The following is a 13,726-nucleotide window of genomic DNA, read 5'->3' as shown; positions in this document are numbered from 1 at the left end:
TAAGATCACATTACTGATAACGGACCAAAGACGAGACCGGAAGAGTTGTAGATCAATGAACCTTTTAAAAAGAATTTTACAAATTCTCTATTTTTACCTACGTAATCTAAGTCCGATAATTTGAGATCCAATTCTTTGAAGGTTTTTATCGGCAATACACACTCAACTTTTTTATCGATGATATCAGATGGAAAGTCGAAATTGAGAATTTCCTCGAAATTTTGGTAATTTGCAATACTAATGAGGTCTTCCTGCATTCCAAAGAACATCAATTCGTTTTCAGATATTTTAAGAACGATTCCTCCCGCGGGACCATCGGTAACATGAGATTTATTTTTAAAAAAATCAAATTCTCGCTCTTCGTATAGATATGGATGATAGCTAAATTCTTCTCCATTGACCTTCCTTAAAGGAATTTTATCTAATTCGAAGGGATTTTTAATTTTCTCTAAACAATTAATTCTTGTCGAAAGAGCAATTGAAAAATGGGAACGTGGGCTGAAGAAACTGATCCACCCCAATAGAAATCTCAATCGAATAAAGAGACGAAGTAATTTAGGATCCGTCAAAATTATTTCAGGTTCAGGATCAGTCAGCCAACAGTGAATAATTCCATCTTTGCGTTGATCGACAGCACTAATTGTCCCATAACGAATATTTGCACGATTTAGATCTTTATTATTTTTTGATAATTCGTCTAATGTCTGTTTTTTTTCTTTAATGTTTGATTTATGTGCGTAAATTGGATCAGATTTCTCAAAATTTATTTCGACTATACTCCCTTTGGTTTCTACCTGAATGATGTCGGTTCCTGTACTTGCGATTTGAAAATCAAAAGTTTTTTGTGCATCTGCCCCTTTCATTTTTTTTATCGGACACCAGTCAGCATCAATAAGGCCATGGATCCTACTTATTACAGATAAACCTGCAGCTTCTCCCAAGTGTTCTGGTAGAGATGAATGTGGATCTGTTAAATGCGGTGCTGCTGATAACGACTTGCCATTAAAAAGAATTTTATGCCGCATGTCAGAAAGTGCATCCGCTGTATATTGACATACAGCACGGTAATTCCTGTACTCAGGGACGCCAGATCCTTTATTGAATAACAGGTAGTATGTAAGAAATTCTTCACGAGGGATCTGGATTATTTTTCTTGAAACAATTTCTTCAATCCTATGACTTGATGGAAATTTTCCAAGTTTTTCTCTGTCATCGTTAGAATAATAGTTGACTGCAACTTGTATTGTTTCCTGAATACGCGAAAGGTTTTGCATATCAATTGGGGTAGTCATAAATTCCTCGTTAATTCTCCTCTGAACGCCTTCCCCAGTACCGCCTGCGTCAACCGCTCGCACCGCCGGGTCGCCGCTTCAACCTCGCGATCAATGGCATCCGCACGCTCAAACAGTAAACCGACACGCCGGACGATCTCGTACTGCTCGGCAAGGGGTGGGAGGGGGATTATAAAATTATCAATATCCCTTAATCCCAAATCAGGAACGCCGATGCTTCGCACATTCTCGAATGCCTGATTCCTAATAAACATTGAATTTAATAACCAAAACAAATAATCAGAATTTTCCATTTCACCCAGTTGTCGGATTACCGCCAAACTATATGATATATGAAATTTGATATCTTGGGGTGCTTTTCTTGCTTTCCCCAAATCTGCGCCAATTCTTGAATATAAAATATCCAACGGTCTAGGGACGAATTTTTTAGATAATCTTAAAAACTCTTCATCGGATATCCGTTTTGTTTTTGTCATATCAATTTGATAATTTTCTTTGAAGTCTTTTGGAGAAATAAAGATTATTCCACCGTCTGAACTTTTTGGCATTTTATGATCAGGATCCATTACGATAGCAATATTAGCTAAACGAATCCAAGTCCAAGAATCTGGCAGGTCAGATAATTCTAAATTATCTATTGAAGAAATTTCGCGGATTTTAAATTGCTTTCTTATAGATTCTAGACGTTTGACTAATTTATTTGCTTCTTCAATATCCGGATTCTCCTTTCTCCACCCCTCCGTCAACCCTCCACTACACGCCGCCGCGAGCACTGCCTGCCGGAACTTTTTCATGATCAACGGCACCCGGCTCAGCCGTTCGCGGGCGGCGTTGACGTGCGACAGGAGGGCTTCGACACGGGCGACGATGCGCTGCTGTTCGGTTAGTGGAGGATTTGGAAGAAGTATTTCAGAGATTGATCGTGACGATAGATGTTTCACTGTTTGCGAAGAGGTATTTTCATTGATAGCTTTCAGATATCCCGGTAAAACATATTCTAAAAATTTTCTGTTGTATTGTTCAATATTAACTTCAATTTTACAAACCCGTTGATTGAGTAAGGCTTTTGGACCTCGCCATGTAGAACAATTGAAATCCCCATCCATCCCTACGAGCAAATCCCCCGGATGTATGACATATGCTTCATCGAATACACCGTCATAATAACACTCTGTTTTGTTATTTCCGATATCCCGAATGCGGATAAGAGGCGTACCTTTTTTATCGTTAAACAATTCTGATTTAAATGCAAAACCATTCAGTACTTTTGCGATTTTTCCAAGAGGCACGCGCTCCCAAGAGGGATCAATCGCAAGTAGAGGATTTGTTGAACTATTGATAATTTCAGCAACGGGAACTGTCAGGCTCACTGTTCATTCGCTCCATTTCCATTACCGTTCTCCAGCAGCACCACAACATTCTGGAGCTCGTCCATCGCTCCCCGCAGCTCCGCAATCGCATCGGTGGCGAGTTCCTCCGGCTCCGGCAGGTCGTCTGCATCATCGAGCGAATCGTCCTTGAGCCACTTGAGCGAATCGATCTTGTAGTTCCGCTCCTTGACCTCGCTGAGGTGGAACGAGTGCCAGCGATCTTCTTTCGAGTCAGCTGCATTGCGCTTCGAGCCGCCGTTCGGGTCGGCGCCGTATACTTTTTCGAACTCCGCGAAATATTCGGGTGTTAAGGGCCGGTCCTTCTTCGTGATCCCCGGCACGTTCGTCCGGTCGTCATACACCCAGATCGTTTCGGTGGGGAAACCCTTTGTGAAGAAGAGGACGTTTGTTTTCGTGCCCGGGGAATAGGGGGTGAAGGTGCCGTTCGGGAGCCTTAGGATCGTGTGGAGGTTGCAGTCCTCGGTCAGTACCTTGAACACTTCGCCGGCCTGGTCAGCAAAGAGCACGTTGTCCGGCACCACGACCGCCGCCCGTCCGCCGGGTTTTAAGATCGTCATCACGTGCTGCACGAAATTGAGCTGCTTGTTGGACGTGGAGACCACGAAGTCATCCCGGTCCGGTGCCTGGTTTGCGCCTTTTGTCCCAAATGGCGGGTTGGTCAGCACCACATCAAAGCGCCGGTTGTCCGGGTTCTCGTAGATCGAGTCCCCGTATTTGATCACGGGTTCGACATTGTGGAGAAAGAGGTTCATCAGCGCTAAGCGGCGCGGCCGGGCAACAAGTTCCTGCCCGAAGTACGTATCCTTCAGGACACGTTTCGCCACATCGCGATCCAGTGCTCCGCCTTTGGTCTGTTCCAGCAGCCATTCGTACGAGCAGACAAGGAACCCGCCGGTCCCGCACGCGGGATCGCAGATCGCAAAATCCGCTTTCTTCCGGGGATCGGGTTTCATGCACCGGACAATCGACTGGATCAGGATACGCGGCGTAAAGTACTGGCCGGCACCCTTCTTTCCCTCGCTCGCCGCCTTTTCAAGAAGCCCCTCGAACGCTTCGGCCTTCACGTCAACGTTGAGTTCGGTCCATGCGGTCTCATCGATCAGACCGATCAGTTTCTTTAAGTTCACCGGGTTGGTGAACCGCGAAAGAGCACCGGCAAAGATATCGCCAAGAAGACCGGGCTGCTGCCCGAGCGTCCGTAGTACGTCCACGTAATGATCGGAGAGGTTGGTCCCGGACTTCTCCATGAGGGTTTTCCAGTCGCAGCCTTCGGGAAGTTTCACGCCCCGCTCATCGGCCATTTTGATGAACAGGAGATACGTGATCTGCTCGATATAATCCCCGTAATCGATACCGTCATGCCGCAGGGTGTGGCAGAACCCCCACAGTTTTTGGACAACGTCACTCATGCTGCAATAGCCTCATTCCACTGCCGGATCAGGTCGGGCAGCTGCCCGTCAAAGACCCGGTTCGCTTTGCCCCACCCGCCGACATTCGCAAAGATCGGGATGCTATCAAAGTCGTCCTTACTGATTGAGAGGTTCGCAATTAAATGTTCACGGATTTTATCGAGCCACTGCTGCTGCTCGGGAGTCAATGAGGTGGCAAGGGACATCTTGTCGAAGACCCGGTGGATCCGCTGCTCTGCAGTACAGAGCGGCTCCTCCTCGCGGGCGGCGTGTTTTACCATCGAGATGATATCCACGAGCGCCTTGTTGTACCGCACCTTGTGTGCCATCTGGAGGTTTTCGACCGTGAACCGGTACCGGGTGGCCGCAAGTTTCTGCTTTAACTCGGAGAGTGCGTCCGTTCCCCAGTCTTTTGGCCGGTCCAGCAGGATCCGGATTGCCTCGATATGTTCCGGGTTTTCCTTAACAAAAGTTGAGAACGCTGTGAGATAATCCTCCGGCTTGTATTCGTGTCCCGCTGAGTCCCGGATCAAATACCGGGAACTGACTGTATCCACATTCTCGTACGCAACCAGCAGCGAGCGCTCGGGCCGGGGATAGTGAAGCAGCAGGTCCTGGCATGCCGGGTTCCGGAGAAGGGTCATCGTTCCGGTGAAATCCTGCCCGAGGGCATGGGTAAGATCGCTTGCATAGCGTTTCAGGTCGCCCAGCGGAACATATGCAGCGAACAGGTCGCGGGCATGTCCGCTCATCTCTTTGTCGATCCGCTGGAGTCTCCGGACCAGTACCCGGATATTATAGTCCCGGTCCCGGTTGTCCCAGACATCCTTGATGACCTGCACGATCGATCGTGTCTCCTTCTCGGGAGGCTCAGCGGTGATCCCGGTTGCCTGCCGGAAATAATCAAGCAGCGTCCCGCCAAAACAATCGAAGACAACAAAGTGGGATTTATCCGGGCATCGCTCGCCCCTGCGTGTTCCCCGGCCAAGCATCTGCTCGAAGAGGATACGGGATTTCACCGGCCGCAGGAAAACAATGAACTCCAGGTCCGGGATATCGACACCGGTTGAGAGCATGTCCACCGTCACCACAACGGCAGGCATTGGCCGGTTCCTGAACTCGCGGATATGCTGGAGAGGCCGGTCAACCTTGCCTGTGATCTTCTGGACAAACGAATCACCTTTCCCGAACACGTCCCGGGCAATATCCACCAGCTGGTCTGCATGAGAGGTATGCGACAGGTCATTCACGGCAAAGATCAGGATTTTCGGGAACCTTCCGAACCGCTGCTCGTGCTCTTCTGCGTACTTCCGGATCTCGGAAAGGATCTTCCGGTTGGAATCCGGCGAGGTAATCGAACGCTCGACTTCAGTTGTATCAAACTGCCGCTCGTCCTCCATGTTGTCGAACGATTGGGCACCCGATGATGCATCGATCACCCCGACCTGCTCGCCGGCCTGCAGGAAGATCCCGTTCATCCGCACGTTCGAATCAAGCGCAACTGCATCGTAATCGACAAGGAATCCTTCCCGCACAGCCCGGGCATAATCATACTTGTACACAATCTCCCGGAAATATGCCATTGTATGAGCCGCCGGTGTTGCCGTCAGGCCGATCTTGATCGCATCGAAATGATCGAGCGTTTTACGCCACACCGATTGTTCCGCAGCGGTATATCCCCGGTGGCACTCGTCAGCAATAATGAGATCAAAGGCATGGATCGGGATATCCATCTGCTCGGCATCCTCATCGATCGGTTCATCGCTGGAACCAAAAACCGCATTACGCCCGAAGAGATTGATCGTCATCCGCTGGATCGTGCAGACATAAACAAATGCAAGACCGGGTTTTGGCTCAAGAAGATAATTCGAGGGAAGTACTTTGGGATCGAACTTCTCTTCCTCCTCAAAATCCTCCCGGAAAAACCTCTGGCTGTAGACCTCGTACGATTTGTCGAACTTCAGCCCCGGCCGTGCTTCAAAGGACGCAAACGCCTTGACTGCCTGAGCAGCAAGAGCCCGGCGATCCACAAGAAACAGGATCCTCTTGGCCACACCGGATTCCATCAGCCGGAACGTCTCGTTTACCATCGTGTAGGTCTTGCCAGTCCCGGTCGCCATCGCCACAAGCATCTGGCGCTTCCGGTCCCGGATGGCCTGCTCGATTGCCGCGTTCGCTTCGGCCTGGTAGGGGCGGATCATCGGGTGCACATTTTCCCATTCAAAAAGGTGCTGGCATGAAGACTCGAATTTATCCTTCAGCCGTTCAGCAAGTGCGTCAGGGGTATGAAAATGCGAAACCGTGCTGGACCGGTTCAAAGAGTTGCGGAGATCGTGGTACCAGATGATCTCGCCATTGGTTGAATAGATAAAAGGGACGCGGAACCCGGAATAATTGAACGGGCTGCCGGAGATCCCCTGAGCGTACCGCTCGGCCTGGGTGAGAACATTCTGCGGGCCGAGCGTGAGTTTCTTTGCCTCGATTACGGCAACGATCTTCCCGTCAAGGCAGAGTGCATAATCGGCCGGTCCATTAGTGGTTGGAAATTCCTCAAGGGCGTACCGGGAATACCGGGAGAGATCCATGCCTGCCTGATAGGGTGCAATGGTCCATCCCGCAGCTCTCAGCTGGGGATCGATCCTTTTTTTCCGCGTCACTACCTCAGGCTCTTCGCTCATGGCTGTTCAAGACCGGTGAATAATACAGGATTTTATAAATTCTGTAGCGTTATTTGTTGCGGTTCTGATTGGGAAAGTCATGAACACAGGCAACACACCCGCGGCAACTTATCTCCCGCGTAATTCAGTCCATTTCGGGGGATCGGATTGCAGGCAGATCAATCCTGCACCGATCAGGATGATGCCGAAAATAAAAAACAGGAAATTCAGCCAGGACAAGACGATCGCCACGATAAATCCGGTGATCGCGAGAAGGATTCCTGTTCTTCCGATCTTTTCCATCACGTATATTCTCCTGATGCATCAGGATAAGGATTATGGCAGAGTGACAGGACCGGCCAAGCCGCCACCAACCCCCACCGGTCCGTTTTACCCCCATTTCCCGGCCACCCCCCTAAATCCACGTCGGAGGATCTGCCAAAAACAACTTTCGCAATAGCCGCGTTCTGTTGGCCGATCCGGGCCCGGACGGGAAAAACTACATGGCAAAAAGATCCTCGATTTATGGGCCTTTGGCGGCCAATATCTGACATCGAAAGCGGGCGAATTTCGGCAAACGGGGCTCATTTCAGGCTTATTTTCCACGCGAACCCAATCCGGGCGTTTTACGGGCTTTTCCGGGAGGGGGCCGGGTCGGAAAGAGGAAATCCGGGCCTGATTTGGGCTTATTTTTTTGTAGGGGATCTTCCCTTTTGGGGCCAGGTATAGAGCTGTGGCTGGGAAGAGAAGGCCTGTTTTGGAAGAAGTTGGTTGTTCTTTTTATCGAATAATCATTCTATACATTGAATGATAATTTCGCAAACCTGACGATCCTTATCGACAAGTCGGCGGAATGCAACGTGCTCAGGAAAAAAGCACTGGGGAAGACCGCATCATTTGCATCACGCTAAAACCCGCCCGCAGGGACGCGGCAGCATGCGGATTTCAGGAGATCACGGAACAATAGGCCGGCAGGCATGCTGCCGATGTTTTTAATTCCGGCAGGGCAGTATCCAAATCCGATCCAAAAAACAACACAGGGCAGATCGGTTACTGCCGATGTCCTGCCTGTCGGCAGAGAAAGGGCATTACACAGGATAAAGAAGGTTATGCCACCTGGCACATCTTCCACGGGATGCGGATCTCAAACCGGGCGCCTTTCCCCTCTTCCCCGGTCTCTGCGATGGACATCCCGTACAGGGTCAGGCATTCCCTGACAAAGAACAGGTGGAACTTGCCGGGACCGCCTACAATCCGCTCGAAGATCTGCGGTTTATGTGCGGCTGCAATGCCGATCCCGTTATCCTCAAACCGGAGCACCGCACCGCCATCGGTTTCCTCCACGGATACGCTGATATGTTTCGTGGTTTTGCCGTGCTTGATGGCATTGCTCATGAGGTTGAAAAATACGCGCTCGATCACCGGATCGGTATAGATCCGTAACCCGTGCACGTCCGCAGACATGGTGACACCCGGCGGCGAATCCACATGGGCCCACTGGGTTTTCACGGTTTCCTGCACATCAACCCACGTCTCGCGCTCCACCCCCATCTGCTGGTAATCCTTGGTCTTGGCGATGAGATCGAGAACCTGTTTAAGCTGCTGGACCCCTTTCTGCCGGAATGCCTCGCGCTGCTCCGGGGTCTTGCTCCTGCTCATATCGGAGAATGCGATCACGCTGTTGATCTTATTCTGGATATCCTGGTACGCGATATCTGTCATCAGGTGAAGTTTGTGATTGGTAATCCGGCAGTCCTGCTCGCTTTGTTTCAGTGTTTCGTATGCGCGCCGGTTTACCGTCTGGATCTCATTGAGGTAATACCGGATAGCCACATACAGGAATACCGTGATAAAACAGATATATGCCAGATCGGCTGCGATGGATATCATGAAAAAATTCTGGTTGCCGCGGACGAAGTAATAGGTCAGGTAATCAGAAGCGGCAATCCAGCCGACACTGGCCAACAGGCAGACCCCAACGATACTGAGCGGGGCATACCGCAAAAACGATTCATAATGTTGTCTGAAAGGCTTGGCCATGTTCCCATACATTTTGAAAGAGCGGGGCAATAAGGATAGCTGCTCACTCGGACAGCTCTGTCCGCATCTTCCCATGGGGGCTGTCAACGAGAGGTTTGGGAAGGCCAAAACCCCATTCGGGCTACGCTTTTCCGGGCCCGAAATGAGCCCGGATTACCGTTCCGGTAACCTCTTTTTCCGGTTCCACAGGAAATGGTGTCCACGCCCTCGGAAAAAACGCCATTTTGCCATTATTTTTTAAATCCGGCCAAAAATATGGCCGTTTAAACCTGCAATACAGCGGGCTTTTTTTCGCCCTGATTTTCCGGATGGGCCGCAGGAGGGGGCAGGAGCAAAAAAGGGCGTTATTGCAAAGGGCGGCCGGTCTCAGGGAGGATACTCCCTAACTGCCCGGCTTTTGATTCTTCCCGGGGGCCGGCTGCGGGGAAGAAGGAAACGCATCCCCCTCCCCTCCTTTAATGAAACGCTTCCAGTTCATCTGGTTCATCATTTTGATCTGGAGAACCGCACCCTTGTTCCGCGTGTTGAGAACCGAGATGGTGTTGGTAATAAACGGCGGGACTAAGAGCATTTCTTCATTGTCAACGATCAGTTCAAGGATGTTTTCAACCGTCATGAGCTTCTGCATCTCTTTAAACTCCGGGGGGGCAAAGGGAGGAGGGGTTGAAAATGCTGCCGGGGAGATGACACGGATGGAGGCTTTCTTTCCCGGGAACTGCTCTTTTAGTTTTTGTTCGAGACCGGGTTTTTCGGATATAACGAGCAGCTGCAGCGGGATATCCTTTATGTGGATATCCTCGAGGCATGGGAGATACCGTTCCCCGATCATGCACCCGATCTCCTTTTTTGCTTTCCTGAAAAGATCGCGGATCTTATACTCCGTGCTCTTGTCCCCGTAAATGGTCCAGAGCGCTTCCTCTTTTTCGGTCCCGACCTTTAAGTGCTCCAGTTTTTCAAGCTCGGCAAGTGCCCGGTCTGCGGCTTTCCGGTGACTGCCCAAAATCAGATCGATGGCAAGATGCGGGGATACCGGGCTGTACCGCGCCGGCTTTGAGACCCTTTTTACGGCAAGTCCGATATCTGACAAGCGGTCAAGTGCCTCGTACACGCTTGGCTTGGACAGCGAGAGATATTCGATGAGATCTTTTGCTTCCGCGTTGTCATACAGGACCAGCGCAGCGTAGACAACAGCCTCTGTGGTCGAGAGCCCGAGCTCGTTGAGTGCTTTTACCAGATCCGGGGAGACGCTCTCCATATGACTCCTTGTTAGCATTGAGTTGTTAAAAATTTAACTACTGTGATGAATACATTTTTTAAGTCCTGACTCATATACGGGATCCTGAAAGTAGTAAAGAAAATTACTACAACACTTGAGGAACAATATATGATCCAGACCATACACCCACGGGCCACTCCCGATAACGGGAAACTTTCCCCAACGGAAAGACCGGCCGGCCAGATGCAGGAAAGAGTGAGACAAAAAAAATTCCCCGGCTCCGTGAGCGGGATATTTTTGCTCCTTGCCGTTACGCTGGGGATCTTTGCGATTCCGGTGTCTGCCTACCCTACGCCTTATTCTCTCTCGGCAGATTCCAGCGTATATGTCTCTAATGTTACGTATTACCCGGGCGCTTTTTTTTCCGGTGACAGCGGTACGGTCACGTACCAGGTGATCAACGGCAATACCAACACGAGCATGGTGGTAAATCATGCATCGTTCAGCGATACCGATATCCGGCTGACAAGCGGTACCTATGATTCCTCGCAAAACATCGGTCCTCTCCAGACAGAGCCGTTTACGTTTTCGATTACCACCAATGCGAGTGACGGCAACTACTACCCCACCTTCTCCCTTTCGTTCCAGGATGGCGAGTCCATGCACTACCAAGGACTGGTCAAGGTGGATAACCGCCCGCTGGTCATGACCATCCAGGACCAGCCGGATGCCTATACCCAGGGAAAGAAGAACACGATCAGCGTGCAGATCGCAAACCCCCGGTCCGACGATGTACACAATGTGATCTTCACGGTTTCCGGTGATGGCGCTACACTTACGCCATCGCAGACCTATATTGGGGACCTCCCGTCAGGAGCCATGACGCTGGTCAATTTCACGGTTACACCAAATGCACCCACCACCCTGAACCTGGTGGTCGGTTACGACAATGGCGATAACGCACACAGCATCGATTCGACCCTTCCAATCCAGTTCACCACAGACAAGCAGCAGGCCGACCCGGTGATGAGCAACATCGTTATTACCGCCAATGGCACGGTCTACACGGTCAACGGTGATTCAACCAATGCCGGACTTTTAAATGCAAATGGTGTAACGATCACCGCTCTTTCCCCGGCAGTTCCGGAAGATCCCTACCAGAATTACGTGATCGGGACACTCAAACCTGACGATTTCGGCAGTTTCGAACTTACCTTCTCCGTCCCTGAGGGAACAAAGAGCATTCCCCTCAAGCAGTCCTTCAAGGATAGTGACGGCAACGTGATCACTTCAACCCAGGATATTGACCTGACAACTGCCCAGCAGGCTTCGCAAAGCAATGCCGGTCCGGGAATGCTCCCGGTGCTTGTCGTTGTTGCCATTGTCGTGATCGGTGCGGGCGGCTACCTGTATATGAAAAAGAATCGGAAACAGTGAGGCCAGGTCATGGCACCGGTCATCCAGTTTAAGGATGTCGTCAAGATTTACCCACTCAAATCGGGAGATGTGACTGCGATAAACCATATCTCCTTTTCCGTGGAACACGGGGAGTTCATCTCGATCATGGGGCCATCCGGTTCCGGCAAGTCAACACTTCTTACCATGATGGGCTGCCTTGATACGCCCACATACGGGGATATCTTTATCTCCGGGATCGGGGTCCGCGATATGAACGACACCGAACTCACCAACCTGCGGAGGGACCGGATCGGATTTATCTTCCAGTACTTCAACCTCTTCCCCCTGTTAAACGTTATCGAGAACGTCAATTTTCCCCAGATGCTCAAGTCGCAGCGGCAGGTAGATGAGAACAAGGCAATTGAAAAACTCCGCGCCGTCCAGCTCGATGAACGGTTGTACACCCACACCCCGCTCGAACTCTCCGGCGGCCAGCAGCAGCGGGTCGCAATAGCCCGGGCACTTATCAATGATCCCGATATCCTCCTGTGCGATGAACCGACAGGTAACCTCGATTCAAAGACCGGGGCAAGCATCATGGAACTCATGAGCGAGCTGCACCGGAAAGGTGCTACGATCATTGTAGTGACCCATGACCCCAATGTTGCAGAGTACACGGACCGGACGGTCCGGATCGTTGACGGGAGAATCGCATCATGAGCGGGATTTTCTGGGAGATCTCAAAACGCAATATCCGGATTCATATGCTTCGTTCGTCCCTTGCGATGCTTGGGATCATTATCGGGGTAGTTGCCATCGGCGCCATGGGAATTCTTGGGAACAGCATGACCCAGGATATCAGTTCCAGCCTCTCGTCCGTGGGAGACAGCGTGATCGTCACCCCATACTCCGGCAGCGGCGGAATGGGACCGGGTGGCGGAGGCAGTGGGGGAAGTTCACAGAACATGTACCTTTCCGACCAGAATTACCAGCAGATCGAACGGGCCGTTGCCCCGAACGTTGCGATCCCGGTCCACTCCACATCCGAACACATGTCGGTCGGCGTGGGCAGCACCGACATCGTGGCAACTATCTACGGCCTCCCGACCGACAAGGTAAAAGACCTGCTTCCCACTCTTCAATCCGGGGACTACAGTAACGGGAATTCCGGCTGCCTTGTCGGGGCGACGTTCGCATCGGACCATAATGTCCAGGTCGGATCCCGGATCACGATCGGGCAGGATGGCGAGTACGGGACACTCCGGGTGACCGGCATCATCCCGGAGCGGGGGATGAGTTTTGATATCAGCACGGACAGTGCGATCGTTGTTACCCAGGACTGGTTTGAGAACACGTACAATGATCAATATGAGTACAATGAGGTTGTCGTAAAGGTAACAAGCGGCACTACCGCCGGGGTCACAACAACCATTGAAAAGCAGCTCAACCGGAATACCCGGGAGAAGACCGTAACGGTCACCGACAGCCAGGCAACGCTTGCAACGATCTATTCGACATTTAGTACAGTAACGCTCTTTGTCACCGCAATCGGCGGCATCTCCATGGTAGTAGCCGGCGTCTCCATCTTCAACATCATGATGATGTCGGTATCTGAGCGGATCAAGGAGATCGGGATCATGCGCAGCATCGGCACCCAGAAACGGGAGGTGATGAGCATGTTCATCTACGAAGCCGGGATTATCGGTGTCGTTGGGAGCCTTGTCGGAGGAGTTCTCTGCCTCCTTGCGGGTTATGCGGTGAGTGCGCTGATGCTTGGTACTACCAAGTACCTGTTTACGGTTTCCAGTATGAGCTCGGTAGTGGAAGGTGTGGTGTTTGGGATTATCATCTGCATTGCCTGTGCAGTATACCCGGCGTGGCAGGCGGCTAATCTTAACCCGATCGATGCACTGAGGCACGAGTGAGATATCCCCATGATCCATCTCCTGTATGTCGATAACAATCCGGATACCTGCACGATTGTTGCAGCACTCTGCGAAAGGATAGGGTCGTTTACGGTAAAGATCCTCAATTCCGGAGAATCTGCCCTTGAATGGTTGCAAACGTCATCGGCAGATGCGATTGTTTCTGAGTACGACATGCAAGGATGCATGAACGGGATTATGTTGCTTCGCGAATTGCGCTCCCGGGGTACCTCAACCCCGTTTATTCTTTTCACTGCCAATGATTCTCGCACCGTAAGAAAAAAAGCATACCGGTATGGGGTATTTAGCGTCATCAGCAAAGCCTCACTGGGCAAAAAGCCGCTTCACCGCCTTATCAGGACAATATACTGGGCGGTACTGTATACGGGAAGTTGAAA

The 13,726-nt window shown here is 51.0% G+C and carries 11 protein-coding genes; 4 read left to right on the top strand and 7 right to left on the bottom strand.

Features of this window, described 5'->3' with window-relative positions; translation table 11 throughout:
• Nucleotides 1–5 precede the first annotated feature (5 nt).
• From MBOO_RS05395 to MBOO_RS13015, 7 genes are all read right to left on the bottom strand, one after another.
• A complete protein-coding gene (locus MBOO_RS05395) occupies nucleotides 6–1,355 on the bottom strand; it encodes a hypothetical protein (protein ID WP_232385633.1) in 1,350 nt (449 codons plus the stop codon).
• Nucleotides 1,289–2,662 (bottom strand): restriction endonuclease subunit S, encoded by a 1,374-nt coding sequence (locus MBOO_RS05390; protein ID WP_012106577.1) that lies wholly within the window; start codon nucleotides 2,660–2,662, stop codon nucleotides 1,289–1,291. Before MBOO_RS05390 ends, MBOO_RS05395 begins: the two co-directional genes overlap by 67 nt.
• Entirely contained in the window at nucleotides 2,659–4,092 is a 1,434-nt protein-coding gene (locus MBOO_RS05385) for a class I SAM-dependent DNA methyltransferase (RefSeq protein WP_012106576.1), read from the bottom strand. The genes MBOO_RS05390 and MBOO_RS05385 overlap by 4 nt, the downstream gene beginning before the upstream one ends.
• Entirely contained in the window at nucleotides 4,089–6,770 is a 2,682-nt protein-coding gene (locus MBOO_RS05380; RefSeq protein ID WP_012106575.1) for a type I restriction endonuclease subunit R, read from the bottom strand. The genes MBOO_RS05385 and MBOO_RS05380 overlap by 4 nt, the downstream gene beginning before the upstream one ends.
• A gap of 108 nt (nucleotides 6,771–6,878) precedes the next feature.
• Nucleotides 6,879–7,052, bottom strand: coding sequence for a hypothetical protein (locus MBOO_RS13855; protein ID WP_157677609.1), 174 nt, complete (start codon nucleotides 7,050–7,052; stop codon nucleotides 6,879–6,881).
• Between the two features lie 804 nt (nucleotides 7,053–7,856).
• On the bottom strand, nucleotides 7,857–8,789 hold the full coding sequence (locus MBOO_RS05370) for a sensor histidine kinase (protein WP_157677608.1): 933 nt from the start codon (nucleotides 8,787–8,789) through the stop codon (nucleotides 7,857–7,859).
• A 382-nt stretch (nucleotides 8,790–9,171) separates the two neighbouring features.
• Nucleotides 9,172–10,044: a TrmB family transcriptional regulator gene (locus MBOO_RS13015; RefSeq protein ID WP_012106572.1), complete on the bottom strand. Its 873-nt coding sequence runs from the start codon at nucleotides 10,042–10,044 to the stop codon at nucleotides 9,172–9,174.
• Between the two features lie 129 nt (nucleotides 10,045–10,173).
• Here MBOO_RS13015 and MBOO_RS05360 point away from each other — a divergent pair, with 129 nt between their 5' ends.
• Genes MBOO_RS05360 through MBOO_RS05345 form a run of 4 tightly spaced genes read left to right on the top strand, consistent with a single transcriptional unit; the run spans nucleotide 10,174 to nucleotide 13,724 of the window.
• Complete coding sequence (locus tag MBOO_RS05360) at nucleotides 10,174–11,442, top strand: CARDB domain-containing protein (RefSeq protein ID WP_012106571.1); 1,269 nt, start codon at nucleotides 10,174–10,176, stop codon at nucleotides 11,440–11,442.
• Between the two features lie 9 nt (nucleotides 11,443–11,451).
• A complete protein-coding gene (locus tag MBOO_RS05355; RefSeq protein WP_012106570.1) occupies nucleotides 11,452–12,123 on the top strand; it encodes an ABC transporter ATP-binding protein in 672 nt (223 codons plus the stop codon).
• A complete protein-coding gene (locus tag MBOO_RS05350; protein ID WP_012106569.1) occupies nucleotides 12,120–13,328 on the top strand; it encodes an ABC transporter permease in 1,209 nt (402 codons plus the stop codon). Before MBOO_RS05355 ends, MBOO_RS05350 begins: the two co-directional genes overlap by 4 nt.
• A 9-nt stretch (nucleotides 13,329–13,337) precedes the next feature.
• Nucleotides 13,338–13,724, top strand: a complete 387-nt coding sequence (locus MBOO_RS05345) for a response regulator (RefSeq protein WP_012106568.1) — start codon at nucleotides 13,338–13,340, stop codon at nucleotides 13,722–13,724.
• Nucleotides 13,725–13,726: the final 2 nt, after the last annotated feature.

The organism is Methanoregula boonei 6A8, from assembly GCF_000017625.1.
Lineage (GTDB): Archaea > Halobacteriota > Methanomicrobia > Methanomicrobiales > Methanospirillaceae > Methanoregula > Methanoregula boonei.
This window is presented reverse-complemented; position numbering and strand designations above follow the sequence as displayed.

Coding starts and splice junctions, on each gene's coding strand:
- MBOO_RS05385 (WP_012106576.1), bottom strand. CDS start 4,092: ATGAGTGACGTTGTCCAAAAACTGTGGGGGTTCTGCCACACCCTGCGG.
- MBOO_RS05380 (WP_012106575.1), bottom strand. CDS start 6,770: ATGAGCGAAGAGCCTGAGGTAGTGACGCGGAAAAAAAGGATCGATCCC.
- MBOO_RS13855 (WP_157677609.1), bottom strand. CDS start 7,052: ATGGAAAAGATCGGAAGAACAGGAATCCTTCTCGCGATCACCGGATTT.
- MBOO_RS05370 (WP_157677608.1), bottom strand. CDS start 8,789: ATGGCCAAGCCTTTCAGACAACATTATGAATCGTTTTTGCGGTATGCC.
- MBOO_RS13015 (WP_012106572.1), bottom strand. CDS start 10,044: ATGGAGAGCGTCTCCCCGGATCTGGTAAAAGCACTCAACGAGCTCGGG.
- MBOO_RS05360 (WP_012106571.1), top strand. CDS start 10,174: ATGATCCAGACCATACACCCACGGGCCACTCCCGATAACGGGAAACTT.
- MBOO_RS05355 (WP_012106570.1), top strand. CDS start 11,452: ATGGCACCGGTCATCCAGTTTAAGGATGTCGTCAAGATTTACCCACTC.
- MBOO_RS05350 (WP_012106569.1), top strand. CDS start 12,120: ATGAGCGGGATTTTCTGGGAGATCTCAAAACGCAATATCCGGATTCAT.
- MBOO_RS05345 (WP_012106568.1), top strand. CDS start 13,338: ATGATCCATCTCCTGTATGTCGATAACAATCCGGATACCTGCACGATT.